25 protein-coding genes and 1 pseudogene are annotated in these 25,370 nt (G+C 52.5%); 17 read left to right on the plus strand and 9 right to left on the minus strand.

Annotated features, from left to right (window positions below):
- The first annotated feature begins 2 nt into the window (after positions 1 to 2).
- The 12 genes and pseudogenes from FT643_RS17870 to FT643_RS17925 all read left to right on the plus strand — a co-directional run bounded on the left by FT643_RS17870 (position 3) and on the right by FT643_RS17925 (position 13,042).
- Positions 3 to 1,412 (plus strand): TolC family protein, encoded by a 1,410-nt coding sequence (locus tag FT643_RS17870; protein WP_156872787.1) that lies wholly within the window; start codon positions 3 to 5, stop codon positions 1,410 to 1,412.
- Complete coding sequence (locus FT643_RS17875) at positions 1,409 to 3,094, plus strand: efflux RND transporter periplasmic adaptor subunit (RefSeq protein ID WP_156872788.1); 1,686 nt, start codon at positions 1,409 to 1,411, stop codon at positions 3,092 to 3,094. Before FT643_RS17870 ends, FT643_RS17875 begins: the two co-directional genes overlap by 4 nt.
- Positions 3,091 to 6,201, plus strand: coding sequence for an efflux RND transporter permease subunit (locus tag FT643_RS17880; protein ID WP_156872789.1), 3,111 nt, complete (start codon positions 3,091 to 3,093; stop codon positions 6,199 to 6,201). The genes FT643_RS17875 and FT643_RS17880 overlap by 4 nt, the downstream gene beginning before the upstream one ends.
- 307 nt (positions 6,202 to 6,508) lie before the next feature.
- Positions 6,509 to 6,919 (plus strand): MerR family transcriptional regulator, encoded by a 411-nt coding sequence (locus FT643_RS17885; protein ID WP_156872790.1) that lies wholly within the window; start codon positions 6,509 to 6,511, stop codon positions 6,917 to 6,919.
- Positions 6,920 to 6,921: 2 nt separating this feature from the next.
- Positions 6,922 to 7,242, plus strand: a complete 321-nt coding sequence (locus FT643_RS17890) for a heavy-metal-associated domain-containing protein (protein ID WP_156872791.1) — start codon at positions 6,922 to 6,924, stop codon at positions 7,240 to 7,242.
- A gap of 30 nt (positions 7,243 to 7,272) precedes the next feature.
- Positions 7,273 to 9,618, plus strand: coding sequence for a heavy metal translocating P-type ATPase (locus FT643_RS17895; RefSeq protein ID WP_232340299.1), 2,346 nt, complete (start codon positions 7,273 to 7,275; stop codon positions 9,616 to 9,618).
- A gap of 37 nt (positions 9,619 to 9,655) precedes the next feature.
- Positions 9,656 to 10,009 (plus strand): cupredoxin domain-containing protein, encoded by a 354-nt coding sequence (locus tag FT643_RS17900; protein WP_156872792.1) that lies wholly within the window; start codon positions 9,656 to 9,658, stop codon positions 10,007 to 10,009.
- 37 nt (positions 10,010 to 10,046) lie between these two features.
- A complete protein-coding gene (locus tag FT643_RS17905) occupies positions 10,047 to 10,385 on the plus strand; it encodes a P-II family nitrogen regulator (RefSeq protein WP_068437605.1) in 339 nt (112 codons plus the stop codon).
- An 8-nt stretch (positions 10,386 to 10,393) separates the two neighbouring features.
- Entirely contained in the window at positions 10,394 to 10,708 is a 315-nt protein-coding gene (locus FT643_RS17910; RefSeq protein ID WP_068437602.1) for a DUF2933 domain-containing protein, read from the plus strand.
- Between the two features lie 26 nt (positions 10,709 to 10,734).
- Entirely contained in the window at positions 10,735 to 11,388 is a 654-nt protein-coding gene (locus FT643_RS17915; RefSeq protein ID WP_156872793.1) for a methyltransferase family protein, read from the plus strand.
- 10 nt (positions 11,389 to 11,398) lie between these two features.
- Positions 11,399 to 11,830 carry an EMC3/TMCO1 family protein gene (locus FT643_RS17920; RefSeq protein ID WP_198043657.1) on the plus strand — a complete coding sequence of 144 codons (432 nt, stop codon included), beginning with the start codon at positions 11,399 to 11,401 and terminating at the stop codon, positions 11,828 to 11,830.
- Between the two features lie 164 nt (positions 11,831 to 11,994).
- Positions 11,995 to 13,042, plus strand: a pseudogene (locus FT643_RS17925) (IS5 family transposase).
- Positions 13,043 to 13,214: 172 nt separating this feature from the next.
- Here FT643_RS17925 and FT643_RS17930 read toward each other — a convergent pair.
- From FT643_RS17930 to cadR, 3 genes are all read right to left on the minus strand, one after another.
- Complete coding sequence (locus FT643_RS17930; protein WP_156872794.1) at positions 13,215 to 13,697, minus strand: polyphosphate kinase 2 family protein; 483 nt, start codon at positions 13,695 to 13,697, stop codon at positions 13,215 to 13,217.
- A gap of 66 nt (positions 13,698 to 13,763) precedes the next feature.
- A complete protein-coding gene (locus tag FT643_RS17935; protein WP_317622057.1) occupies positions 13,764 to 14,669 on the minus strand; it encodes a DMT family transporter in 906 nt (301 codons plus the stop codon).
- A gap of 116 nt (positions 14,670 to 14,785) precedes the next feature.
- Positions 14,786 to 15,193: a Cd(II)/Pb(II)-responsive transcriptional regulator gene (gene cadR, locus FT643_RS17940; protein ID WP_004364961.1), complete on the minus strand. Its 408-nt coding sequence runs from the start codon at positions 15,191 to 15,193 to the stop codon at positions 14,786 to 14,788.
- 95 nt (positions 15,194 to 15,288) lie between these two features.
- Between cadR and FT643_RS17945 the strand changes: the two genes are divergently transcribed.
- From FT643_RS17945 to FT643_RS17955, 3 genes are read left to right on the plus strand one after another with little or no spacing between them, the layout of a single operon-like run.
- Positions 15,289 to 16,185 carry a cation transporter gene (locus FT643_RS17945; protein WP_004574643.1) on the plus strand — a complete coding sequence of 299 codons (897 nt, stop codon included), beginning with the start codon at positions 15,289 to 15,291 and terminating at the stop codon, positions 16,183 to 16,185.
- Between the two features lie 3 nt (positions 16,186 to 16,188).
- Positions 16,189 to 16,701: a signal peptidase II gene (gene lspA / locus FT643_RS17950; protein WP_004863699.1), complete on the plus strand. Its 513-nt coding sequence runs from the start codon at positions 16,189 to 16,191 to the stop codon at positions 16,699 to 16,701.
- A 21-nt stretch (positions 16,702 to 16,722) separates the two neighbouring features.
- Positions 16,723 to 18,012: an ISL3 family transposase gene (locus tag FT643_RS17955; RefSeq protein WP_156872795.1), complete on the plus strand. Its 1,290-nt coding sequence runs from the start codon at positions 16,723 to 16,725 to the stop codon at positions 18,010 to 18,012.
- An 82-nt stretch (positions 18,013 to 18,094) separates the two neighbouring features.
- Here FT643_RS17955 and FT643_RS17960 read toward each other — a convergent pair whose 3' ends face one another.
- Genes FT643_RS17960 through FT643_RS17980 form a run of 5 tightly spaced genes read right to left on the minus strand, consistent with a single transcriptional unit; the run spans position 18,095 to position 22,236 of the window.
- The gene (locus FT643_RS17960; RefSeq protein WP_156872796.1) at positions 18,095 to 18,457 is read right to left on the minus strand and encodes a hypothetical protein; all 363 of its coding nucleotides are present in this window, start codon (positions 18,455 to 18,457) and stop codon (positions 18,095 to 18,097) included.
- A 52-nt stretch (positions 18,458 to 18,509) separates the two neighbouring features.
- Positions 18,510 to 19,112: a c-type cytochrome gene (locus FT643_RS17965; protein WP_156872797.1), complete on the minus strand. Its 603-nt coding sequence runs from the start codon at positions 19,110 to 19,112 to the stop codon at positions 18,510 to 18,512.
- Between the two features lie 22 nt (positions 19,113 to 19,134).
- A complete protein-coding gene (locus tag FT643_RS17970; RefSeq protein ID WP_156872798.1) occupies positions 19,135 to 19,434 on the minus strand; it encodes a hypothetical protein in 300 nt (99 codons plus the stop codon).
- Positions 19,435 to 19,486: 52 nt separating this feature from the next.
- Positions 19,487 to 20,332 carry a copper resistance protein B gene (locus FT643_RS17975; protein WP_232340300.1) on the minus strand — a complete coding sequence of 282 codons (846 nt, stop codon included), beginning with the start codon at positions 20,330 to 20,332 and terminating at the stop codon, positions 19,487 to 19,489.
- 8 nt (positions 20,333 to 20,340) lie between these two features.
- The gene (locus FT643_RS17980; RefSeq protein WP_156872800.1) at positions 20,341 to 22,236 is read right to left on the minus strand and encodes a copper resistance system multicopper oxidase; all 1,896 of its coding nucleotides are present in this window, start codon (positions 22,234 to 22,236) and stop codon (positions 20,341 to 20,343) included.
- A 184-nt stretch (positions 22,237 to 22,420) separates the two neighbouring features.
- Here FT643_RS17980 and FT643_RS17985 point away from each other — a divergent pair, with 184 nt between their 5' ends.
- Both FT643_RS17985 and FT643_RS17990 read left to right on the plus strand, forming a co-directional pair.
- The gene (locus FT643_RS17985; protein ID WP_156872801.1) at positions 22,421 to 23,107 is read left to right on the plus strand and encodes a heavy metal response regulator transcription factor; all 687 of its coding nucleotides are present in this window, start codon (positions 22,421 to 22,423) and stop codon (positions 23,105 to 23,107) included.
- Positions 23,100 to 24,512: a heavy metal sensor histidine kinase gene (locus FT643_RS17990; RefSeq protein ID WP_198043658.1), complete on the plus strand. Its 1,413-nt coding sequence runs from the start codon at positions 23,100 to 23,102 to the stop codon at positions 24,510 to 24,512. Before FT643_RS17985 ends, FT643_RS17990 begins: the two co-directional genes overlap by 8 nt.
- 43 nt (positions 24,513 to 24,555) lie before the next feature.
- On the opposite strand, the gene FT643_RS17995 is transcribed toward FT643_RS17990, so the two are convergent.
- Positions 24,556 to 25,266 (minus strand): sterol desaturase family protein, encoded by a 711-nt coding sequence (locus tag FT643_RS17995; protein ID WP_156872803.1) that lies wholly within the window; start codon positions 25,264 to 25,266, stop codon positions 24,556 to 24,558.
- Positions 25,267 to 25,370: the final 104 nt, after the last annotated feature.

Consider the following 25,370-nt stretch of genomic DNA (forward strand, 5'->3'; position numbering starts at 1 on the left):
CCATGAACATTCAACGGAGTTTTTTATTGTTGTTCTTGTTGGTGGGGGTTCCTGCTTTTGCCGAGGAAAAAGTTGCCCAAGAACAATTTGCCCAAACACAGTTGGATCAAGACCAGACTGGTAAGTTGACCTTGGAAGCGGCGATTGCACAGGCGATTGCCTCCGACCCCTGGCTGAACGGCAGCCGTTACCGGGAAGATGCACTGACCAGTGAATCCATTTCCGCCTCAACCCTGCCTGATCCCAAGGTCAGCCTGATGGCGGCCAACTTCCCGACCGATAGCTTCGATATCAATCAGGAACCGATGACGCAGCTGACTGTGGGTGTTAGTCAGATGTTTCCGCGCGGCGATAGTCTGGCGTTAACCAGCCGCCAAAAGCAGGAGTTGGCGGCCCAGGAGCCACTGCTCAGGCAGGATCGCCAGGACAAGGTGACAGCGACGGTGACTCAGTTATGGCTGGAAGCCTACCGGGCACAGGAAAGTATCCGTTTGATTGAACAGGATCGCGCGCTGTTTGAACATCTGGTGGATGCCACCAAAGCCAGCTATTCCTCCGCACTGGGGCGCGCCCGCCAGCAGGATATTATCCGGGCACAACTGGAACTCACACGACTGGATGATCGCCTGACCGTGTTGCGACAACAACGGGAATCCGCCCAGCAGCGGCTCTCCGAGTGGATTGGCGGTCAAGCCAGTCTGCCGTTGGCGCAAACCTTATCCAGTAAATTGGGTGAGGAGCCAACTTTAGTCATGGGTCAGCCTAAAAATGATCGCTGGCTCTATGAACAGATCAATCGGCATCCCCTGTTATTGGCCTTTGACCAGCGTATCGAGGCCATGCAGACCGGGGTTGAGTTGGCCCAGCAAAAGTATAAGCCCGAGTGGGGGCTCACCGCCCAGTACGGTTATCGGGACGATGACCCCATGGGTCGGGATCGCGCCGATCTGTTCTCGGTCGGTGTCACATTTGATCTGCCGCTTTTCACGGACAATCGACAGGATAAGGAAGTCAGTGCCGCCACCTCCCGAGCCGAGGCGCTGCGAACGGACAAGCTACTGATGGCGCGAAAACTGATGGCAGAGCTGGACACGTCGATCGTGCAAATCCAGCGGCTGAATGAGCGCCGCACACTCTATGACCAGCAGCTACTGCCGCAAATGGCGGAGCAGGCCGAAGCTGCCCTGACTGCTTATAACAACGATGACGGCGACTTTGCTGAAGCGGTGCGTGCCCGCATCGCCGAGTTGAACGCGAAAATCGATTTCCTGACCATCAAGGTCGATCGGCTAAAAACCCTTGCCGAACTGAACTATCTCTTACCGACAAACCGCTCAGTGCTGTTACCGCAAAGCCACGCAAAGCAGTCCCCTGCAACAAACGGCAATCGCACGGAAGGAATGACCCCATGAAGATTCAATTGAATAAATCATTTTTCATTACCGTTGCATTGCTGATTGCAACGGCAACCCTTGCCCACTATTCAGCCTTGTGGCGCATGCAAAACGCGGGAGAGGGCGGTAAGGCGACAGCCAAAAAGGAACCGCTCTACTGGGTCGCGCCGATGGACCCCAATTACAAGCGTGATAAACCGGGTAAATCCCCCATGGGGATGGACCTGATTCCGGTGTATGAAGAAGCCGGCGATGATCAGGAGATTGGCACCGTCAACATATCGCCGGATGTGGTCAATAACCTTGGCGTACGCACGGCACCCGTTACCCGCGGCCAGATGGACGTTTCCGTCAATACCGTGGGTTATGTGCAGTACGACGAAGATCATTTGATACATATTCACCCGCGGGTGGAGGGTTGGATCGAAAAACTCTACGTCAAGGCATCTGGCGATCCGGTGGAGCAGGGGGCACCTCTCTATGCGCTTTACTCACCGACCCTGGTTAATGCGCAGGAGGAATTACTCTTGGCACTAAAGCGCAATAACGCCACGCTGATTGAAGCCGCTAAGGAGCGCCTGGCATCTCTGCAGGTGCCAGAATCAGAAATCAACCGACTGAAGAAATCCGGCAAGGTGAGCCAGACCATCACCATCACAGCCCCGCAATCGGGTGTACTGGATAACCTCATGGCGCGCGAAGGCATGTTTGTAAAACCCGGCATGGAAATCATGGCGATCGGTCAGCTGGAGCATATCTGGGTGATTGGTGAAGTCTTTGAGCGACAGGCTTCCCTGGTGCAAGTCGGCGATCAAGTCCAGATGCATTTGGGTTATTTACCGGGGCGTGAGTGGCAGGGCCAGGTCGACTATGTCTACCCGAGCCTTAACACCACGACTCGCACCGCTCAGGTAAGAGTGCATTTTCACAATCCCGATGGTTATCTGAAACCGGGTATGTTTGCGCAGATGCGCATTGAGGCGGCACCGATGGACGACACCCTGTTGATTCCCCGTGAAGCGCTGATTCGTACCGGCAGTCAATCTCGTGTTGTGCTGGCCAAGGGCGAAGGCCGTTTTAAATCCGTTGCGGTTCAAGTGGGGCATATCACCGATGTTCAGGCGGAAATCACGTCGGGGCTGAATCAAGGCGATCGCATCGTGACCTCGGCGCAATTCCTGATTGATTCTGAGTCCAGCAAAACCTCGGACTTTCTGCGCATGAACCATGGTTCGGACAATAAGGCTGAGGCCGCAGCTCCCACATCGGTCTGGGTTGGCGCACGTATTAAAAGCCTGATGACCGAGCACCGGATGTTGACGCTGGCGCATGACGCCATCGATGACTGGCAATGGCCGGCCATGACCATGACTTTTACCGCCTCTAAAAATGTAGACCTTCAAGGTTTACAGCCTGACATGACTCTTCACGTAGAAATTACAAGAGAGGGCGACAACAACTATGTGATCAGCCAGATCCATCGACCCGATGCTGCTACCGAAGACATGCCGATATCCGACGGTGATCAGCCGATGAGTCACAACGGTATGGAAATGGATCACAGCCAACATCAATCCATGACTCATGATGGCATGGAGATGGGTAACGATTCGATGGAGACAGACCACGATTCGATGAATATGGATCACAGTCAGATGGATATGGACCACAGTCAGCACAACGGGGAGGGTAAGCCATGATCGAAGGCATTATCCGCTGGTCCGTCCAGAATCGGTTTTTTGTATTGCTGGCCACTTTGATCCTGGTGGGAATTGGCGGCTGGTCGCTGAAAAACACGCCGGTGGACGCGATCCCCGACCTTTCGGACGTGCAGGTGATAATCAAAACCAGCTACCCCGGCCAGGCACCACAGGTGGTGGAAGACCAGGTCACCTATCCACTGACAACCGCCATGCTATCGGTACCGGGTGCGGTCACCGTGCGAGGTTATTCCTTCTTTGGTGACTCCTATGTTTACGTCATTTTTGACGAGGAAACCGACGCCTATTGGGCCCGATCGCGGGTGCTGGAGTACCTGTCGCAAGTCGCGCCCACCTTGCCAGCTAACGCCCGGCCACAACTGGGGCCGGACGCTACCGGTGTAGGCTGGGTTTACCTCTACGCCCTGGTGGATCGTACTGGAAAACACGATATCAGCCAGTTGCGCAGCCTGCAGGACTGGTTCCTGAAATACGAGCTGCAAACCGTGCCCGGCGTGTCGGAAGTTTCCGCCCTGGGCGGCATGGTGAAGCAGTATCAGGTCAAGGTACATCCGGACAAGTTGCGTGCCTTCAACATCCCTCTGTCCCATATCCAGATGGCCATCCAGCGCGGTAATCAGGAGGTCGGCGCATCGGTGGTGGAAATGGCCGAAGCGGAATACATGGTACGTGCCTCCGGTTATATCCAGGGGCGCGAGGATCTGGCCAATATTCCACTGGGTCTTGATGTAAAGGGCACGCCACTACTACTGAAAGATGTGGCGGATATCGACGTGGGTCCGCAGATGCGTCGGGGTATTGCAGAACTGAATGGCGAAGGCGAAGCCGTCGGTGGCATCGTGGTGATGCGCTTTGGCGAAAATGCCCAGAAAACCATTGACGGTGTTAAAGCCAAACTGGAAACCCTTAAGGCGGGTCTTCCCGAAGGTGTGGAAATCGTTACGGTTTACGACCGTTCCGGTCTGATTGAGCGCGCCGTCGACAACCTGTGGCATAAGTTGCTGGAGGAATTCATTGTCGTAGCCCTGGTGTGTGTGGTGTTCCTGTTCCATATCCGCTCCAGCCTGGTGGCCATCGTCAGTCTGCCCGTCGGTATTCTCACCGCCTTTATCGTTATGCACCTGCAAGGGCTGAACGCCAATATCATGTCCTTGGGCGGTATCGCTATTGCCATCGGGGCAATGATTGATGGCGCTATCGTGATGATCGAGAACATGCACAAGCACATGGAGCGCACACCCCTGACCAACGAAAATCGCTGGCAAGTGGTTGCGGAATCGGCGGCTGAAGTGGGGCCCGCGCTGTTTTTTAGCCTGCTGATCATCACCGTGAGCTTTGTGCCGGTGTTTACCCTGGAAGCGCAAGAGGGACGGATGTTTTCACCTCTGGCCTTCACCAAGACTTACGCCATGGCGGCTAGTGCCGCACTGGCGGTGACACTGGTGCCGGTGCTGATGGGTTATTTTATTCGTGGCAAGGTCTTGCCTGAGCACAAAAACCCGCTGAATCGGGCCTTGATTGCCGTCTACATGCCTGCGCTGAAAGTGGTGCTTAACCACCCCAAAACCACTTTGGCCTTGGCTTTGGTGGTGACGGTCATCGGCTTCTGGCCGGTGAGCAAAATTGGCAGCGAATTTATCCCGCCGCTCGATGAGGGTGATCTGATGTATATGCCCACCACCTATCCCGGGCTGTCCATTGGTAAAGCCCGGGAGATTCTGCAGCAGACGGACAAGCTGATTGCCACCGTACCGGAAGTGAAAAGCGTGTTCGGCAAAATCGGTCGTGCAGAAACGGCCACCGACCCGGCGCCGCTGACCATGATCGAAACGTTTATCCAGCTCAAACCGAGGGATGAATGGCGCGAGGGGATGACCACCGACTCGCTCAAAAAAGAGCTGGACGCGCTGGTGAAATTTCCCGGCCTGACTAACGCCTGGGTGATGCCGATCAAAACCCGTATCGATATGTTGGCCACCGGCATTAAAACCCCGGTGGGCATCAAAGTGGCAGGACCTGATCTCAAGCAAATCGAAAAAATCGGGCGGCGCCTGGAGCAGGTCTTAAAAGATGTGCCAGGTACGGCTTCGGTTTATTCCGAACGTGTGGCCGGCGGGCGTTATATCAAGGTGGATATCCAGCGGGAAAAAGCCGCTCGCTACGGACTGAATATCGCCGATGTGCAACAGGTGGTGGCCACCGCCATCGGCGGCATGAACGTCACCCAAACCATTGAAGGCCTGGAACGCTACCCGGTGAATCTGCGTTACCCGCAGGATCTGCGTAATTCCCCGGAGCAACTGGCACTGCTACCGATTGTGACCGGCAGTGGCCAGCGCATTGCCCTGGCGGACGTGGCGAACGTCTATGTGGAGGATGGTCCACCCGCTATCAAGAGTGAAAACGCTCGCCTCAACGGTTGGACCTTTGTCGATATCGACGGGGTGGATATTGGCAGTTACGTCCAGAATGCCATGGCCGTGGTGGCCGATCAGGTGGAGCTGCCGGCAGGTTATTCGTTGAACTGGTCGGGGCAGTACGAATACATGTTGCGCGCTAAAGAGAAACTCACCTATGTAGTGCCGCTGACGCTGGCCATCATTGTCGTGCTGCTGTATTTCAACTTCCGTAGCTTTGCTGAAGTCGCAATCATTATGGGAACACTACCCTTGGCGATGGTGGGTTCAATCTGGCTGATGTACCTGCTCGGTTATAACTTTTCAGTCGCCGTGGGCGTGGGTTTTATTGCGTTGGCCGGTGTTGCTGTGGAAATCGGCGTCATCATGCTGGTGTACCTCAACCAGGCTTATCGGCATATGCTGGAGGAGTGTGAGCAGGAGGGCGTGGAACCCCGCCTGGAAACCCTGCGCCACGCCGTATTACACGGTGCCGGCTTACGGGTGCGTCCGGTGATGATGACGGCTGCCGCGATTATCGTGGGGCTGTTGCCGATAATGTACGGAACAGGGACCGGTTCGGAGGTCATGAGTCGTATTGCCGCGCCCATGGTCGGTGGGATGCTAAGTGCGGTCATTCTGACTTTACTCGTGCTACCAGCCGTTTACCTTCTTTGGAGAAAGCTCTGAGAAAGGGATCTGGCCAAATGTCATTCGAGTTGATTTGGATCAAATAATCTACCCCAACATTACAGGTGTGTAATGTTGGGGTCATCCAGGTGTCAGTCTCCCCTCATTAACATAGCCAATAGATGGCATGAATCTGCACGCTAAAACTGCTTGACCTGTGTCCATGACACAGGTGTATAACCTTTTCCAGCGCACGGTTATAAAGCTTGGTGTAGAACCTCGGTTTATAACCGGTGATTGACTCAGATCAAGGTCCTGATCCCGGCGGAAGCTTAGGATGGCATGACTGGATCAAGAGGAGGGTGGCATGAAAGTCATCGAGGTTGCCAGGCTATTGGGCATTACGGCAGACACGGTACGGTTTTATACCCGCATCAATATTCTGAATCCCACCAAAAGCAAGGCCAATGGATATCGGGAATACAGCGACAACGATGTTAAGCGTTTGAGGTTTGTGTTAAGCGCCCGACAGTTGGGATTTTCGGTCGAGGATATTCAGGAAATTCTTTCCCATGCTGACAAGAAAAAATCTCCTTGTCCGACGGTGAGACGCTTGATTGATCAGAGATTACATGAAACTGAGCAGCAGTTTAAAGAAACGATACGGCTGCGGGATCGTATGCAACGCGCCGTATTGGAGTGGAGCCAAAAACCGGACAAGGCTCCGACAGGTCATATGCTTTGCCATTTAATTGAAGAATTCACCGTGGAGGAATGAGTATGAATACACACCAAACGACGAACGCCAATCAACGTAAAAGTGGCTGTTGCTGTGCGGGCAAGTCATCCATTTCGTCTGCGGCACCTGATACCAACAGTGTTAGCAGATCATCGCAACCCCTGCACCAATTACAAGTGCAGGGAGCCACCTGTGGTGGTTGCGTTAAAAGTATAGAACATACTCTGAAATCCGTTTCCGGGGTCAGTGAGGCCTCTATGGATCTGGCAACCGGTGTCGCTTCAGTTGTTGGTGCAGTCGATGCAGATCATCTCGTTGAAGTATTGCAAGGCGTTGGCTTTCCAGCGGCGGTCATCCGATAACAGTTCTTAAGAAATAACCGGGAGTAGGGTATGAGTACAACTAAAACGGAATCTGGCGGTGTCTCTTGCCATGAAGATGGTACGACAACTCCGCCTCATGATCATCATGCACATAAGGCTCATCACCACAGTTCAGGAAATAACTCTGGTCCTCAGGAACTGATTATTGAAGGTGCGGGTTGTGCCAGTTGCGTTGGAAAAATTGAGTCGGCGCTAAAGGCGGTGTCCGGTGTAGAAAATGCCGAGATGAATTTCGCTCAGCGCACTGTGAGTGTGACGGGCAATGCCGATGCTGCTGATCTGGTAAAGGCGGTGGAAAAAGCCGGTTACAACGCGAAGCTTGCGGCTGCGGAGAGCGAAGATGATGCGCTCGCAGAAAAAGAAAAGGCGGATCAGGCTTATTACAAACGCCTGATGAAGGAAACCTGGATAGCCCTTTCCCTGGGTGGGCCGCTAATGGCCTATGCGCTGATTACCGGGGAGGTTAATGTTAATACCACAACCGAGCGGATCGCTTGGCTGATCGTTGGCATACTCACCTTTGGCGTTTTGTACTTCTCAGGAAAACATTTTTTTGTCGGCGCCTGGAAGTCCTTCCTGAATCATTCTGCCAATATGGACACTTTGATTGCGCTGGGTACGGGTACCGCATGGCTGTATTCCATGGTGGTCGTATTTTTCCCCGAGTCGGTTCCAGAACAAGCTCGCCATGTTTACTTTGAGGCCACGGCGATCATTATCGGGCTGATCGATCTTGGCCTGGCCCTAGAACTCAAAGCCCGCGGGCGCACATCGGAAGCTATTAAACGGCTGATCGGCCTGCAGGCTAAGACAGCCAGAGTCATACGCGACGAAAAGGAATTGGATATCGCCATTGAGCAGGTACTGATGGACGATGTGGTGCGTGTACGTCCGGGAGAAAAAATTCCTGTCGATGGTGAAGTCATAGAAGGCCATACCGCCATTGACGAGTCCATGTTAACGGGTGAACCCATGCCCGTTGAAAAAGCCGTGGGCGACACGGTTGCAGCGGGCACCATCAATAAAACCGGCTCCATTCTGTTTAAGGCCACTCGTGTCGGCAAAGACACGGCCCTGGCGCAAATTATCAACATGGTCAAACGCGCACAGAATTCCAAGCCGCCTATTGGTCGTTTGGCCGATGTGATTTCCGCGTATTTTGTACCCGTCGTAATGATTATCGCCGTCACCAGTGCGTTGGTCTGGCTCAACTTTGGCCCGAACCCAGCCGTGGCGTTTGCCATCGTATCGGCCACCACGGTACTGATTATCGCCTGTCCCTGTGCGTTGGGTCTGGCAACCCCCATGTCGGTGATGGTGGGTGTGGGCAAAGCGGCAGAAGCGGGTGTCCTTATTCGCAACGGCGAAGCCTTGCAAACCGCATCGAAAATATCAGCCATGATTCTGGATAAAACCGGCACCATTACCCTGGGGGCGCCGAAGGTCACCGATATTTTGGTCGCAGGCGAGCAGGACGAGGACACTATCCTGAAGCTGGCAGCCACGCTTGAATCGGGTTCTGAACATCCCCTGGCGCTGGCCATTGTCGAGACTGCCCAGGAGAAAGGAATCGAAACCGGGAAAGTCTCCAATTTTAACGCTATCGCCGGCCACGGCGTGCAAGCGGAAGTGGATGGCAAAACGTTGTTGTTCGGCAATGAGAAACTGATGCGAGAGCGCAATATCGAACTTAGGGATTTCGTTGAAAAAGCGCAGAGCCTGGCTACCGAGGCTAAGACGCCGATGTATTTCGCCGTGGATAACAAGCTCTCCGCCATTATCGCAGTGGCTGACCCCATCAAAGAAGACTCCATTGCTGCCATTAAACGACTGCAGCACAACGGCATTCGCGTTGTAATGCTGACGGGCGACAACCGCGCCACGGCAAAAGCCGTCGCCGAAAAAGCGGGCATTAAGGAGTTCTTCGCCGAGGTGTTACCGGAAGATAAATCCAAAAAGGTTCAGGAGTTACAGATGGAAGGCGAAGTCGTCGGCATGACAGGCGACGGTATCAACGACGCGCCTGCGCTGGCGATTGCCAATGTGGGTTTCGCCATCGGTACGGGCACCGACGTGGCCATAGAAAGTGCCGATATCACCTTGATGCGCGGATCGCTGCATGGGCTTGCCGATGCCATTGCGGTAAGCAAGGCGACATTACGTAACATCAAACAGAACCTGTTCGGTGCGTTTATTTACAACGTGGCGGGCGTTCCGGTGGCTGCTGGCATTCTTTATCCCTTGCTTGGGGTGCTTATGAATCCTGTGATTGCGGGTGCCGCGATGGCATTTTCGTCACTCACGGTCGTTACTAATGCCAACCGGCTGCGCTTGTTCAAAGCACAGGAGCACTAATGGCTATTTCGTCAGAAACCTGTTTAGGAGAGTGGACATGTTAATCATTAATAGTGTTGGCGTTGTTCTGATCGCGCTCATTATATGGTGGTTTTGGTTGTACAAACCCAAAGAGGCAGAGCTGGGTGAAAATGATCTGGTGATTACCGTGGAAAATGGCACCTATTCACCCTCCCGAATTAAAGTGCCTGTGGGTGAGCCGGTTGAGCTGAAGTTCATACGTAAAGATGAATCACCCTGCTCAGAAACGTTACTGATTCCCGAACTGCAAATCAGTGACACCTTGCCCCTCAATAAACTGAAGTCCATACAACTACCTGCACTGAAATCTGGTGAATACGCCTTTCATTGTCAGATGCAGATGTATCGCGGTCAACTCACGGTGAATTAGAGAATGTTCAACAAAGAAAGTAAGGATTGATATCAGTATGAATATTCAAAAAGTGACCGCCATTTTTGACGAATTTCGTTTGAAGGACGTAGAAGAAGCACTCATTAGGCATGGGGTTAAAGGCTTCACCCTGCATCCGGTTCGCGGTCGTGGAGAATACTTCGACAGCTTCAACGAGAATCATTTGATTAAGCACATTCAAATGGAGATTTACGCCAGGTCAGAGCATGCAAATAACATCGCGCAACTGATTGTAGAAACGGCGCACGTCAATGCCGATAGCGAAGGGCTGGTTTGTATTATTCCGGTGAATGACTTGCTTTGGATTCATGATAAACGCAGTGCGATAGACAGCGATTTTCAATTTCATCCGTGAGGTGTGATATGGCAACGCAAAAAACATCATTCTGGTTAACACCCAAAGGACTGGCGGCATTGGGCCTAATTGGTGCTGCCACGTATTTTCTGCTGATCGAACACCGCCAGCATGTCTGGCAGTTTTTACCTTTTCTGATTTTGCTGGCATGTCCTTTTATGCATCTTTTCATGCACGGTGGTCATGGTGGCCACGGGGGGCATGGTGGGAGCCATCAGCGCCAGGGAGAAGGCCATCAGCATGAGGGTGAGTCAGATCAAGATGCTTACCAGCGTGGATTAGAAGATGGGCGCCGGGATAGCGAACATCGGCACCACCATTGACCCGGTAGAAAACAGGAGAACGACAAATGCACGGTGATTCAGCTTATGGTCTCTGGACACTGGTGATACTGAATTCGGCAATATTTATTTTCTTTGCCTTCAGTTTTGCCAAGCCACAAACAAAAACCGACTGGCGCAGTTTTGGGGCTTTCTCTGCGTTCATTATTGCGCTCTTTACCGAGATGTATGGATTTCCGCTGACGATATATTTTCTGTCTGGATGGCTGGCGGAAAAGTACCCAGGAGTGGACTTCCTCTCCCATGAAAATGGCCATTTACTGCACACCATGCTCGGGTTTGAAGGTGATCCGCACTTTGATCCGCTGCATATTGCCAGCAATGTACTAATCGTGCTCGGCTTCTTTCTGCTCGCGTCGGCGTGGAACGTGCTCCACAAAGCGCAACAAACTCACTCCCTGGCGACCACCGGCTGGTATGCCCGCTGCCGTCACCCACAATACATTGCTTTCATCATGATTATGTTTGGCTTTCTGTTGCAGTGGCCGACCCTGCCGACATTGGTCATGTTTCCCATATTGGTCGTTGTCTATGTGCGATTGGCCAAGCGTGAAGAGCGTTTGGCGATTGAGGAATTTGGCGATGTGTATCTTCGCTATATGAAATCGACCCCAGGGTGGGTACCAAAATTTGCTACCGATAAAGCCGCTTCAACCTACTGAGGATTTCCTTATGAAACATTCAATGACAACACTGCTTTCCACCATCGTTATTACTTCTGTCATTTCTTTTCCGGTATTTTCAGAAAACTCCCATGATCACAGTGATAAAAGCCAAGGTGCTGACAGCGGCATGATGATGGGAATGATGAATCATGATCAGATGATGGCGATGCATGATCATATGAAAAAAATGCATACCATGATGTCAGAAATAAAAACCGAAACCGACCCTGAGAAGCGAAAAAAATTAATGGATGAACATATGCAGGCTATGCAGGACGGCATGCAGATGATGAATAAAGGTATGCCGGAGAAAATGGACATGATGAAACGCATGGAGATGATGGAAGAGCGCATGGGTATGATGCAAATGATGATGGGGCAAATGATGGACCATGAATTAGAGACGAAAAAGTCACCGGTGCATAAACACAAAAAATAAGTTGTTGGATTATTTCAGAAAGGTACAGGGCCGATGAGCGAACATCAATCAGGCATTAACCCGGGATTCGTCACCAGGCATACCCTGAGTCTAAATGGATTAGCAGGCTGTTGAAAAACCCTGGATATGCGATCATAACACTTTAACTTTGCGAGTCGAGATTCATGCGCGGCGAAATCGATAGTCAGCCAACCCTGTTCAGCTACGTTGACCTGGAGTTGCGAATCCCACAACAACACCCTATTCGGCTGGTGAGGCAGATCGTTGATAAGGCTGGTAGCGATGGATGGCACCTTCGATGTGATGTATGCCAGTGTCGGTCGCCCCTCCATTCCCCCGGAGCAACTGATTCGCGCCTTGTTGCTGCAAATTCTCTTTACCATCCGCTCGGAACGGCAGTTGATGGAGCGTCTGGATTACGACCTGATGTTTCGCTGGTTTGTCGGGCTGCGTATGGACGATCCGGTATGGAATCATTCAGTTTTCTCCAAGAACCGGGATCGGTTACTGGCGCACGATATCGACGAGTTGTTCTTCGATGCAATAAAGAAACAGGCCAAAGCGAAGCAGCTGATGTCGCGTGAACACTTCAGTGTGGATGGTACGCTGCTGGATGCCTGTGCCTCGATGAAGTCGTTCAAACCGAAGGATGGGCCGCGGGATAATGACGATGAGAATTTTCATGGCCAGAAGCGCACGAACACTACCCACGCCTCCACGACAGATCCGGATGCCCGGCTGTTCCGCAAAGGTAAAGGCAAAGAATCGAAGCTGTGCCATATGGGTCATCTATTGACGGAAAACCGCAACGGCCTGATTGTGGGAACCGAAGTCACTGAAGCCGGTACGCGCCAGGAGTGGGAAGCGGGGTTGGATTTGCTGGCAGCTCAGGCTATGCACCCGGGCCGAAGTGTCGGGGCCGAGAAGGGATACGACACCTTTGATTTTGTGGAAGGGTGTCGCGGCTTAAAGATTACACCACACGTGGCGGCGAAGTCACAGCGCAGTGCTATCGACGGCCGCACCACGAGCACACGGGGTTATCAGATCAGCCAGGTTCGCCGCAAACGGATAGAAGAGTGCTTTGGGTGGATGAAGGATATTGGTCTGATGCGTAAATTGCGCCATAAGGGCCGGGAAACGGTTGCCTGGCTGTTTCGGTTTACGGCGGCAGCATACAACATTACAAGGATGAAGCGACTATTGGCGTAAAAAACAGCAAGGGGCCACGCATCCATTGCGTTAGCGCGCATCCTGCGCTCTCGATCGTCACTGATCGGCCTCCTTGCCAGCTGCTCATCCTGAGCAACGCGGTCGATTATGCAGAGCCAGAACTCAGCTGAATGTGGGAAAACTCACATTCAGCTGAAAAAGTAAGATTTTTTCAACAGCCTGCTAATCTACTTTGCTGTTCATCTCGCGATATATCGAGATAGTATTTGATGATTTGAATACCTGTATCGCAAAGCATCTTTTCAAACGGTACGACCGCTTTCATAAATTGCTTATATTCTTTTTCCGAGCAAAAGCCCATGACTTTTTCAACGCCCGCTCGGTTATACCAGCTGCGATTCATCAGTACCATTTCCTGCCGACTTGGCAGATGGGCTGTGTAACGTTGGAAGTACCAGCTATTAGTATCGCGCTCAGAGGGTTTTCCCAGGGCGACGACTCGCGTTTCCCTCGGGCTTAGATGTTCAGTGATTCGCTTAATGACACCATCTTTTCCGGCGGCGTCCCGGCCCTCAAATATGACCAGCAGTTGTAGGTTGTTTTTGATGATGTGCCGCTGAAGTTTAACGAGTTGTATTTGTAGCTCTCTGAGCTCCGTTTTATAGGATGGCTTTTTCTTCGCTGAACTTGTCATCACATCACCTTGTTGGTAAATCGATTCAGCCTGTCATACAGGTAGATTATCCGATTTCATATTTCCTCAAACCACTGCTCTGGTTGACGAATTCACCAGAGGTATGGCGGCTATAACCAGGAAAATACCCAGCCACTGTATTGAAGATAGCGACTCAGCAAAATAGGTGTAACCTAAATACAGCCCGAATACAGGCGTTAGAAAACTGTAGACATTGAGTTTGTATAATGGCGCAGTATCCATCAGCCAGAACCACAGAATAAATGGCAGAGCAGTGCCGGGCAATGCCAGTGCCAGTAAGATCCACACGTAATCCCAGTTCCAACTCAGGGGCGGCAATGAAGTGTTAAAAAAGGCCAATAGCGACAGGGGGATAGCCCCCAGTAAGAGCTGGAATCCCATGGCATATAGCACATCGATACGGTTAGCAGACTTCTTCAACAAGAGATTGCTGATCGCTAAACCTGCAGCGGCAATAACAACATAGGCGATACCGCTCAATGACTGAACATCTGTGGCGAAAAGACTTTCCGCACTGATGACCACAATTCCTGAAAAACCGAGTAGAGTACCCAGCAGTGCCCGCTTCCCTATGCGTTCGTTCAGAATATGCCAGCCCAGAAGGCCGGCAATTAGAGGTTGTGTGTTGGTGAGTACGGTTGCCAGTCCGGGTGTGATTAGGCTGCCCGCATAGAACATGCCCCAGAACCCAATACTCGTTGCGGTTAGACCAATGCCAAGGATATAGAGGTAGACTTTAGTGGACTTTGGGAAAGGTCTACCTAGCATCCAAGCGATGACAATTAAAAAGAAACCCGCAATCGCTGCTCTAAGAAATGCCGTCAACATAATCGGGGCATAGGGTAAACTAAGGGAGATGAGCGGGAAGCATATTGCCCATAACACCATGGTGAACACAGCGCCACCAGTAATAAATACTTTAGCCGGCATGGGGCGAATCGCTATATCCACTGTCTAGCTGCTGGGTCTTTCTGGATTCTGGGTAAGCGGATTAAATGGTTGATCTTACCTTTGCATGAGAGTGAGACAGACCGGCATCTCATCGGATTATCTGGTTGATGCTTCACCTACTGCTGGTGCATGTTTCCTTCGCTAATTCCAGCAAGAACCCCACACGCCTCAACTTCCCGGTCATCATTGCAACTCGCTCTCAGTGAAACGAGTTGTTTCTCAAGCGCTTGCAGAGCGGTTATCTGCGACCGCACATGAGAGATGTGATCATCGAGCAAGGCGTTGACGGCGGTACAAGGCTGATGAGGGTCGTCCTGATAGCTCTGTAGTTCGTGAATCTCAGCCAGTGACAGGCCCAGGATTCTGCAGCGACGGATGAAGGCCAGCCCCTCACCATGCTTCTCGGTATAGACACGGTAACCGTTGTCCTGCCGATCAGGCGGCGGCAACAAGCCCTGCTGTTCATAGAAGCGGATCGTCTGTGTTTCGACCCCTACCAACTGCGCCAACTGACCAATGCGCATCAGCCTCCTCCCCAACGGATTCTTTACTCTATTGACCTTATAGTAGCTTTATAGTTTTAAATGGTACCACAACATTGTTCAAGTGGAGTCGTATCATGAGCAAATCCTGTGGTGGCGCCTGTGGCGGTGATGCAACGTCCGCAGCGGATACCGATATACAGGCCTCCTCCGAGGCGCCAGGGAGATGGGTCAGTGTTTATGCCGTGCCGAAGATGGACTGTCCATCAGAAGAACGAATGATTCGCCTAGCCCTGAACGGCTTTGAGGAGATTCGAGCGCTGTCCTTCGACTTGTCGAACCGCCGGCTGAAGGTCGTGCATGACGGCGAGGTCGAGCCCGTCACCTCGAAACTGAAGACCTTGGGGCTAGGCGCCTCGCTTCAGGAAACCGTCGCTGCAAATCCGGAGACCATCAAGGCCGCCGAGTTTTCGGCAGCTTCTGCTAAGCAAGAATCCGGGACCCTGCGCTGGTTGCTCGGCATCAATGCACTTCTGTTCGTGGTGGAAATGACTGCCGGTCTGATCGCCCAGTCCACCGGCCTGATTGGAGAATCCCTGGACAATTTTGCCGATGCGGCGGTGTACGGGCTTGCCCTTTATGCGGTTGGACATAGCGTGAAAATGCAGGTACGTGCCGCGCATCTTGCTGGTGTACTGCAACTGATCTTGGCTGTGGGCGTGCTCGTAGAGGTGGTGAGACGCTTTGTATTCGGTAGTGAGCCTGAATCGCTGGTGATGATGGCTATCGCATTCGTCGCATTGATTGCCAATACCAGTTGTCTGCTGCTCATATCCAAACATCGGGAAGGCGGGGCGCACATGAAGGCAAGCTGGATATTCTCGGCCAACGACGTGGTAATCAACCTGGGGGTCATCACCGCCGGCGCCCTGGTCGCGTGGACCGGTTCCAATTATCCGGATCTGATTATCGGCACCATCGCGGGGGGCATTGTACTTAACGGTGCCAGACGCATTTTGGCGTTGAAGGGTTAAATAATGCTCATTATTGGCAAAAAGCTCTCGCCGTATGCCCTATTGTCCATATCGGGCCTGCTGGCAGCGTCTGATCAGGCTGTAAAGTGGCTGGTGCAGCAATCAATGGCCTATGGCGAGTATGTTTCGGTGACCCCGTTCTTTAACTGGGTGCACCTATGGAACACCGGTGCCGCATTTAGTCTTTTTGCAAATGGTGGAGGCTGGCAGCGCTACTTTTTTATCGGAATCGCGGTAGTGGTCTCGATTTTTCTGATCAAGCTGATCCTTGAAAATCGTCATAAAGGAGAAGCCATCGCTTACAGTCTTATCCTCGGTGGCGCCATGGGCAACCTGATTGACCGGGTCTTTCGCGGCTATGTTGTGGATTCCTTTGATTTCTATTGGCGAGACTGGCATTGGCCGGCCTTCAACCTGGCTGATATTGCAATTGTCCTCGGTGCCTTACTTTTCGTTTCCAGCAGCTTGTTGGGTAAAAAAGCAAACACCAATGCCGAGCCGGATGGATCTGACTGACACCTACGCCTATACAACACCATGACCGAACTTCCCGACAACATCCTTCACCTGCTGCAATACCAAGTACTGGGCTGCAAATCAACCGACGACGAAATGCACTTCCAGGTGGACGTGCCCGATCCCATCGCCTGCGAGGAATGCGGCGTGCAGGGTGAGTTCGTACGGTTCGGCAAGCGTGACGTTCCCTATCGTGATCTGCCCATCCACGGCAAGCGGGTCACTCTCTGGGTGGTCCGCCGCCGATACACCTGCCGGGCCTGCAAGACAACATTCAGGCCCCAGCTACCGGAGATGGTGGACGGATTCCGTATGACACTGCGGCTGCATGAGTACGTGGAGAAGGAATCCTTCAACCACCCCTACACCTTTGTGGCGGCACAGACCGGCCTGGACGAGAAGACGGTGCGCGACATCTTCAACGCCCGCGCCGAGTTCCTGGGGCGCTGGCACCGCTTCGAGACGCCCCGCATCCTGGGCATTGACGAGCTATACCTGAACAAGCGCTACCGCTGCATTCTGACCAACATTGAGGAGCGAACCCTGCTCGACCTGCTGGCCACCCGCCGCCAGGACGTGGTGACCAACTACCTGATGAAGCTGAAAGACCGGCAGAAGGTCGAGATCGTCAGCATGGACATGTGGAACCCTTACCGGGCAGCGGTCCAGGCCGTGCTGCCACAGGCCCGCATCGTGGTCGATAAGTTTCATGTGGTGCGCATGGCCAACGATGCCCTGGAAAAGGTGCGCAAGGGTCTCAGGAAGGAGCTGAAGCCCTCCCAGAGCCGAACCCTAAAGGGAGACCGGAAAATCCTGCTGAAACGCGCTCACGAAGTCTCAGACCGAGAACAGCTCATCATGGAGACCTGGACAGGCGCATTCCCGCAACTGCTGGCTGCCTACGAGCACAAGGAACGCTTCTACGACATCTGGGACGCCGCCACACGACCCCAGGCAGAAGCCGCTCTGGACGACTGGATAGCCACCATCCCGAAGGGCCAGAAGGAAGTCTGGAGCGATCTGGTCAGAGCTGTGGGCAACTGGCGCGAACAGATCATGACCTACTTCGAGACGGACATGCCAGTCACCAACGCTTACACGGAGTCCATCAACCGACTGGCTAAGGACAAGAACCGTGAAGGGCGTGGTTACTCCTTCGAGGTGATGCGGGCACGAATGCTTTACACCACGAAGCACAAGAAGAAGGCCCCGACTGCGAAGGTCTCTCCTTTCTACAAGAAAACCATCGGTTACGGACTGCCGGACTTCGCAGAGGAACTCAACTACGGAGTCGATCTATCAACCATCTGAGGGGGGTATCAGATTGATGGGGTGAAGGTGCCCCATCAACCATTAAATCCGTATACCCTGGATTCTCTTCCATTACCATATCTCATTTATCAAACAATGAATCCGTTTGTTTAAGTGTTATTTTTAATTGCGCTAGCATTTCATCTACCGTGCCCATGTAATCGTACTTGTACTTGCTCATTTTTTCCTTGACGTGTGGATAGTCGCTGGCCATCAGATTTCTCATAGCAAGTAGTTTTCTTTGCATTCTGTCGACTTGATCCTGAAGGTTCTGCATACGCGCCGGAGAGCTGCCAAGGGTTTGGAAGCTTGCTTGCCGTTCCGCTACTGTGCGGTCATATTTTTCAATGTCTTTTATGGGGTCATGTGCAGAGTGTGGATAAGCCAATTCAACAAATAACAGCGGGTAGAAAAATACGAATATGGAGAGAGATCTTTTCAACATGTGATTTTTCATATTTATGGATTTAGAGTCGTGATTGCCTAAGCGGATTTAATTATTTTTCGATGGCGATAAATTCAGTGGTCGTGGAATCGCTTGTATTGCCTCTTGCTGTCAGTATCTGATATTGATCCGGCGTAAGTGATGGAAGCCTTTGTAGAAATGCCACCATATTCCAGATACGCTCGTCACTGTGAGTTGGTCCCCAAGCGGGCATGCCCGATGCCTTAATGCCGTGCTTGATAATCCAGAATTGGCGTTGAATAGCTATTTCTTCACTACCTGTGTCGCTGCCATGCTCATGCCCGTGGGCATCTGCCTTAGCTGTCAAGTTAGGTGGGGCAGGGTACAGGCCAATGGTGAAGTCACTGTCTGTTTTACCCGGTTTGAGATGGCAGCCTGCGCACATATCGTTGTAGTCCGCACCTCCAGCCAACAAGCGATCGGAGGTATTCAAATTATCCGGAATTTGGATGCCGCTGGCGGCGCGGGCAATGGATCGTTCGCGCAGGGTTTCCAGTAGCCAGTAACTTAATTTGTTATGGGGTACGTCGGCACCGATGGGATATAGGCCGGAGTAGATAAATAAGCCAGCGCCCACCAGGCCAATAACCGTGGCAATGAACAGGCTTTTGATAAATGCGGTGAGCGATGGCATAGGAGATCCTTTATTTAATTCTTTAGTGCTGATGTTCAGAGTGTTGTTCGCCTGAGCCTTCCTTATGATCTTCATCAGATGTGTCATCGTGGCTCATAGCGTGGGAATCATCGTCATGATGCATATCCTTCATGCACTGTTTCATCATGGCCTGCATGACAGGATCGTTCATATCCATCTTGCTGTGATCCATATCCTTCATTGCGGCGCAATTCGGGTTTTCTGCGTCTTTCATGTGCTCCTTAGGATCATGGGCTTGAGCCGAAAAAGCGACGCCCAGGGCAGCCAGAACGAGAACGGGGGACAGAAGTTTGAGTTTCATTGTTAGTTTCCTCGTGGGATTAAAAGTTTTGTTGAACAAGCAGTATCAATCATTAAAACCAGAATCTGAGACCCGCGACGATCTGGGTGTCAGAGCGGTTCTCGCCAGCGGCGCGCCGGTAATCCGCTGTATCGCCATAAGTGCTCGTCCATTCCACACCGATATAGGGTGCAAATTGACGGTTGAACTCATAACGCAGACGCACACCCAACGCGAGATATGATAGGCCGGAGCCGAGACCATTTTCTGGGTCGTTTTTTCCGTACAAGTTCAGCTCGGCGCGGGGTTGTAAAATCAGGCGTTGTGTCAGCAATAATTCATACTCAGCTTCAGCGGACAGTGCAGTCCGGCCGCTGTCACCCACATAGGCGGTAACATCCAGTTCAAACCAATAGGGGGCAAGCCCTTGTAGACCCAGTGCCAGCCATTGACGATCTTTACCTTCGTCATATTGGTCAAGCCGCACGCCAAGTTGGGTATCAAAATAGGCGTTCAGTGCATGACCCCAGAGCAGATCAGTGGAGCTTTCCTCCAGAGAGTCTTCTGCAATATCACCTTCCGCCTTGATGACTAGTCGATCGTAGGTGGTGCCGTACCAAGCCTGGAGGTCGTAAACCGTGGTTTCGCTGTCTTCCTGGTATTCGAAACGGTCGCCCAGCACAGCCCAAAAGCTATGCTCGTCGGCCAGCTTCAGTTGTCGCGGCCCAGATTGTGCGTAAGGCCCTTCGGTAAGCGTGTTGCCGTCAGAGTAGGCGTGTGGATCGCGGGCATCGGCTGGCGCGCTGCCTCCTTGCGCCTTCATCTCGCCATGATCCATCTGTGCCAAGGCGTCATTCGCCTGCAAGCTGCTGGCAGATAGCACCACCGCAGCTAACCAGTTCATAGTCTTCATTCTCATGACTCTCTTCATGACACCACCACCTCGCGGAACATGCCCGCATCCATATGAAACAACAGGTGGCAATGCCAGGCCCAGCGGCCCAGGTCATGCGGTGTGGTTAAGTAACTTATTCGTTGGGCTGGTTGCACCGGTATAGTATGACGACGCACGCGAAGTTCGCCCTGATCGGTTTCCAGTTCGCTCCACATACCGTGCAAATGCATGGGGTGGGTCATCATAGTGTCGTTTTGCAGGATAATTCTGACCCGTTCATTATGGCGCAATGATACCGGTGTACTTTTGCCAAATTCGAGCCCGTCAAATGACCAGCTGTACCGTTCCATATTGCCGGTAAGGTGGAGTTCGAGCTCCTTCACCGGTGTGCGAGTGTCGTCCAGCACACCATCGATGGATTTCAAATCTGCCAGAGTTAATACGCGATGACCCTGTGGTCGCATCCCTTTTTTGCTTAAGTCACGTAGGCCGATGCCGGGATCATCCAGGTTGGTACGGGGCATATCGACGCGCATATCCACGGATGGGCCGTACTCTGTCCGAGCGTGGCGCACGGTAGCCGAGGGCTTGGCGAGCGGGCTGTGTGCGGCGTGATTCATACCCTGCATGTTGTGGCCGCTGTGCTGACTGTGATCCATCGCCATACCGCCGTGCATCTTAGAGTGATCCATACCGCCCATGTCCATGCTGCCCATGCCCATCGCACTGTGGTCCATGCCCTGGTGGTTCATGCCTTCGTGGCTCATTCCCTGGTGATTCATAGCACCCATCATATCGGCCATGGTTAGCCACTCCACTGGATCAAGCGTTGGCACCGGTGCTGATAAGCCTTGGCGTGTGGCCAGTGTGCCCCGGGCGTAGCCGCTGCGATCCATGCTTTGCGCAAAGATGGTGTAAGCATCGTCTTTAGGTTCTACCAACACATCGTAGGTTTCCCCAGGGCCGAAACGGAACTCATCGATGGTTACCGGCTCAACATCCTGGCCATCTGCCTGGACAATGGTCATTTTCAAGCCAGGAATACGCACATCGTAGAAACTGTTACTGGCCGCATTGATAAATCGCAAGCGCACGCAGTCACCTGGTTTAAACAAGCCGGTCCAGTTCCCGGCAGGTGTGGTTCCATTCATCAGATACGTCATGGTCGCTGCCGACAGATCGGCAAGGTCTGTGGGATTCATGCGCATCTGATTCCACATTTGACGCTTATCCAATGCGGCTTGCAGCCCCATATTTGATACATCACGGGTAAAATCAAAAAACGTAGGCTGGCTGAAGTTGTAGATATCGCTCTGCATTTTCAGCTTGCTGAAGGCATGCATGGGGTCTTCGTCAGTCCAGTCGGAAAGCTGCACCACGTGATCCTTATCGGTGTGATGTCTTTCACCAGCTCGGGGCTCGATGATCAAAGCGCCGTACATCCCCGTCATTTCCTGAAAGCCGGAATGGCTGTGATACCAGTAGGTGCCGCTCTGGCGCAGTGTAAAGCGATAGGTAAAGGTTTCGCCGGGTGCAATACCTTTGAAACTGATGCCGGGCACACCATCCATCTGGTAGGGCAACAGGATGCCGTGCCAGTGAATCGAGGTGGCCACGGGCAGGCGATTAGTCACGCGGATTATGACCTCATCACCTTCGCGCAAGCGCAGGGTTGGGGCCGGGATTGATCCATTGATGGTCGTGGCCATCCGTGAGACACCGGTAAAATTGACCGGTGTCTCAGCGATGACCAGGTCAATTTCACGGCCGCTAAGCACGGGCGCTGAGCCGAGAGTAGTTGCGCTTTTTACAGCAGCCTGCAACCAGGACGGTGTAGCGGCCAGTACGCCACCGGCTGCCAGGCCTTGCACAAATCGGCGGCGACTGAGCGGCCAGGACTGTTTGGGTTGGTGAAACCATGAAGTCATTGCTCAATCTCTTGTTAGGGAAGTATTGGTTGTTCCATATCTTGACTCCGCATACTAGCCAGTGGTGCCTGACACCCGCATGACTCCAAAATGACAAAGTTGTAATCTAGGCGTCATCTTACTGTGGGTTAGCTAGGTTTAGGCTGTTTCCAAACCCATTCTGAAACGACGGAGTAGGACAACGATGCGGTTATTGGTGGTCGAAGACGAAATCAAGACTGGGGATTATCTACAGCAGGGCCTGTCCGAGGCTGGATTTATGGTCACATTGGCGCGCACTGGCCTCGATGGTCATCATTTGGCGTTGACGGAAATGTTTGATCTGTTGGTACTGGATGTCATGCTGCCGGATGTGGATGGCTGGCGCATTGTGCAGTCCATCCGTGAAGCGGGGCGACAAACGCCGGTACTTTTCCTGACGGCTCGCGACAGCGTTGATGATCGGGTCAAGGGCCTTGAGCTGGGAGCGGACGATTACCTGGTCAAACCCTTCGCTTTTGCCGAGTTATTGGCCCGTGTTCGGACCCTGTTGCGTCGCAGTACGGTACCGGTAATGACGGATCAGATGCGCGTCGCCGATCTCATTCTGGATTTGCCGCGACATCGGGCTATGCGTGCGGGTCGTAAAATTAACCTAAGCCACAAAGAGTTTTGCCTGCTGGAGCTGCTTGTTCGTCGACAAGGAGAAGTGTTACCGCGTTCGCTGATCGCCTCTCAGGTGTGGGATATGAACTTTGATTCCGACACCAATGTGATCGATGTCGCGATCCGTCGCCTGCGAGCCAAGATTGATGATGATTTTGAAACTAAATTAATCCATACGGTTAGGGGGATGGGATACAAGCTGGAACTGGATGACGAGCATGATTAGTCGTCTAGGGAAGCGTCCGCTATCTCTCACCACCCGGGTGATGACCTTTGTGGCCCTTGCCATTGGCCTTAGCCTTCTTGGGATCGGCTATCTGGTGAACAGTGCGGTCGAGCACCATTTCGCCGAACAGGATGCTGACGAGCTGGAGGTCATGACAAGGGCAGTGGACCGTGCTTTGCGCAAAACGAGTGACGGTTCTTCACGCTTGGATGAGGCGTTGTCGCACGCAGTATCAGGTCATCACGGTGTCTATTTCCAGGTATGGGATAAGGAACAACGGCTGATCTATGGACCATCAACAGACGATTATTTAACGCCCGTTGGTAGCTTCGCTCCGGTTTCTCGCATTCAAGTCAGTAACCAATATCAATGGCAGGCTGAAGGAAAAACCTACCGGGGAGTCATCACCCAAACCCAAGCTGGTGGCTTCGAATACATCATCGTCGCTGCCATTGACATGGATGCTCATATCCAGTTTCTCAAGAATTTTCGCCGAAGCCTGTGGCTTATTATGATGCTCGCTGGCACGGTCACGCTGTTGGCAACCTGGTATGGTGTGCATCAGGGGCATGCGCCACTGCGTGGGCTGAGCGGAACCATGCGAGAGATACAGGCTGACCGCCTTCATGTTCGCCTTGAGCCCGACGGTGTACCCAGAGAATTGCAACAGCTTGTCACCTCATTCAACGACATGATCGGCCGCTTGGAGGACAGCTTCGTTCGACTAACCCATTTCTCCGCGGACATCGCCCATGAATTGCGCACGCCGATAACCAATATCGTCACCCAGACCCAGGTTGTATTAGGCAAGTCTCGCAGTCTGGATGAATACCGCGAGTTGCACTACTCGAATCTGGAAGAGTTGGACCGTTTGACCAAGATGGTTAACGATATGCTTTGGTTGGCACAGAGTGAACATGGATTGCTAAAACCAATCCGGGAGCCACTTGATATGAACCAGGAAGTACGCGAGCTATTTGAGTTTTTCGAAGCGCTGGCGGAAGAAAAGCAGGTCCGGTTAGAAATTGAGGGACAGGCCCCCAGGATAATGGGTGACCGCGCCATGCTTCGGCGGGCTCTTTCGAATCTGTTTTCCAACGCATTACGCCACTCTCCTTTAGGAGAAAGCGTGAAAGTTCGCTTAGAGCAGTCGGACGATGGTCAGGTTTTACTTAGCGTGCAGAATGTAGGACCGGAAATTCCCGACGAACACCAGCCTAGAATTTTCGACCGATTCTATCGGGTTGATCCGTCACGCCAGCGTCAAAGCGAAGGAGCTGGATTAGGGCTGGCAATCGTTAAGTCCATTGTGGAAGCACACGGCGGTCGGATTGATGTCTCTTCTTTCCACGGAGTAACCACTTTCACTATCCGTTTGCCCCAAGCTGCTGTCGGTACGGTTTAACACCGTTAAATCGAGAGCTATCAGAGGCGCTAGGAGCTTGACTTTATTGCTTATATCGAAACGGCTGCACAAGTTGGGGTAAATAATTAACCGGGTAATCTGGATCTGATGAAATCCCCAGATCTCTTGATCCTATCGACCGGTTATCGTAGTGCCAGGTCCCCAACAAGTGATCGGTTAACGTTGTAAAGAGCCCAAAATTGACGTCTCCTTCTTCAGTGGTGTTCAAATGGTGGAAGCGATGTACCTCATTAATGGCCAGTATGAACTTCAGCGGACCCACGTAGTAGGTTACACTGGAATGTTGCAGCAGCAGTTGCAAGACAACGGCAACGGCGAGCAGTGCCATGACCTCGGATGGCGCCCCAATCAAGAGTAGCGGTGTCACGCCTGCGGTGGTTTCGATGAGCTGATGCAGTGGGTGCTTCATCAAGCCATTAAACCCATACATCCGCTTAACGCTATGGTGTACTGCGTGTAATTTCCACAAAAAGCGCATTCGGTGACTGGCATAGTGTGCCAGCGAAATTCCGACATCCGCAATGAATATGGCCAGGATGAGTTGTAGCGCCAGAGGCCAATCGCTCGGCCATAGGGACATCACGGTTAATGATCCACCGATCACCGGCAAGACCCAGAGCCCCACCACAGTTAACGACTCGTTGACGATTGCATGACAAATATCCCTGGTCCTATCTCCCACCGGACGATTGAATACCACATCGTAGGGCACTAACTGTTGATTTGCACCCAAAAGTGACCCACTTCAGTCCCATATTTGCATCGAATATTGACCCACGTTCAACTCATCCTGCACCCAACGATGCAGGAGCAATCAGGAGTGATCGACGTGGCATT

The organism is Ketobacter sp. MCCC 1A13808, from assembly GCF_009746715.1.
GTDB lineage: Bacteria > Pseudomonadota > Gammaproteobacteria > Pseudomonadales > Ketobacteraceae > Ketobacter.

What these genes read in the sequence shown, in the direction of transcription:
- FT643_RS17870 (WP_156872787.1), top strand. Translation starts at nt 3, where the DNA reads ATGAACATTCAACGGAGTTTTTTATTGTTGTTCTTGTTGGTGGGGGTT.
- FT643_RS17875 (WP_156872788.1), top strand. Translation starts at nt 1,409, where the DNA reads ATGAAGATTCAATTGAATAAATCATTTTTCATTACCGTTGCATTGCTG.
- FT643_RS17880 (WP_156872789.1), top strand. Translation starts at nt 3,091, where the DNA reads ATGATCGAAGGCATTATCCGCTGGTCCGTCCAGAATCGGTTTTTTGTA.
- FT643_RS17885 (WP_156872790.1), top strand. Translation starts at nt 6,509, where the DNA reads ATGAAAGTCATCGAGGTTGCCAGGCTATTGGGCATTACGGCAGACACG.
- FT643_RS17890 (WP_156872791.1), top strand. Translation starts at nt 6,922, where the DNA reads ATGAATACACACCAAACGACGAACGCCAATCAACGTAAAAGTGGCTGT.
- FT643_RS17895 (WP_232340299.1), top strand. Translation starts at nt 7,273, where the DNA reads ATGAGTACAACTAAAACGGAATCTGGCGGTGTCTCTTGCCATGAAGAT.
- FT643_RS17900 (WP_156872792.1), top strand. Translation starts at nt 9,656, where the DNA reads ATGTTAATCATTAATAGTGTTGGCGTTGTTCTGATCGCGCTCATTATA.
- FT643_RS17905 (WP_068437605.1), top strand. Translation starts at nt 10,047, where the DNA reads ATGAATATTCAAAAAGTGACCGCCATTTTTGACGAATTTCGTTTGAAG.
- FT643_RS17910 (WP_068437602.1), top strand. Translation starts at nt 10,394, where the DNA reads ATGGCAACGCAAAAAACATCATTCTGGTTAACACCCAAAGGACTGGCG.
- FT643_RS17915 (WP_156872793.1), top strand. Translation starts at nt 10,735, where the DNA reads ATGCACGGTGATTCAGCTTATGGTCTCTGGACACTGGTGATACTGAAT.
- FT643_RS17920 (WP_198043657.1), top strand. Translation starts at nt 11,399, where the DNA reads ATGAAACATTCAATGACAACACTGCTTTCCACCATCGTTATTACTTCT.
- FT643_RS17930 (WP_156872794.1), bottom strand. Translation starts at nt 13,697, where the DNA reads ATGACAAGTTCAGCGAAGAAAAAGCCATCCTATAAAACGGAGCTCAGA.
- cadR (WP_004364961.1), bottom strand. Translation starts at nt 15,193, where the DNA reads ATGCGCATTGGTCAGTTGGCGCAGTTGGTAGGGGTCGAAACACAGACG.
- FT643_RS17945 (WP_004574643.1), top strand. Translation starts at nt 15,289, where the DNA reads ATGAGCAAATCCTGTGGTGGCGCCTGTGGCGGTGATGCAACGTCCGCA.
- lspA (WP_004863699.1), top strand. Translation starts at nt 16,189, where the DNA reads ATGCTCATTATTGGCAAAAAGCTCTCGCCGTATGCCCTATTGTCCATA.
- FT643_RS17955 (WP_156872795.1), top strand. Translation starts at nt 16,723, where the DNA reads ATGACCGAACTTCCCGACAACATCCTTCACCTGCTGCAATACCAAGTA.
- FT643_RS17960 (WP_156872796.1), bottom strand. Translation starts at nt 18,457, where the DNA reads ATGTTGAAAAGATCTCTCTCCATATTCGTATTTTTCTACCCGCTGTTA.
- FT643_RS17965 (WP_156872797.1), bottom strand. Translation starts at nt 19,112, where the DNA reads ATGCCATCGCTCACCGCATTTATCAAAAGCCTGTTCATTGCCACGGTT.
- FT643_RS17970 (WP_156872798.1), bottom strand. Translation starts at nt 19,434, where the DNA reads ATGAAACTCAAACTTCTGTCCCCCGTTCTCGTTCTGGCTGCCCTGGGC.
- FT643_RS17975 (WP_232340300.1), bottom strand. Translation starts at nt 20,332, where the DNA reads ATGAGAATGAAGACTATGAACTGGTTAGCTGCGGTGGTGCTATCTGCC.
- FT643_RS17980 (WP_156872800.1), bottom strand. Translation starts at nt 22,236, where the DNA reads ATGACTTCATGGTTTCACCAACCCAAACAGTCCTGGCCGCTCAGTCGC.
- FT643_RS17985 (WP_156872801.1), top strand. Translation starts at nt 22,421, where the DNA reads ATGCGGTTATTGGTGGTCGAAGACGAAATCAAGACTGGGGATTATCTA.
- FT643_RS17990 (WP_198043658.1), top strand. Translation starts at nt 23,100, where the DNA reads ATGATTAGTCGTCTAGGGAAGCGTCCGCTATCTCTCACCACCCGGGTG.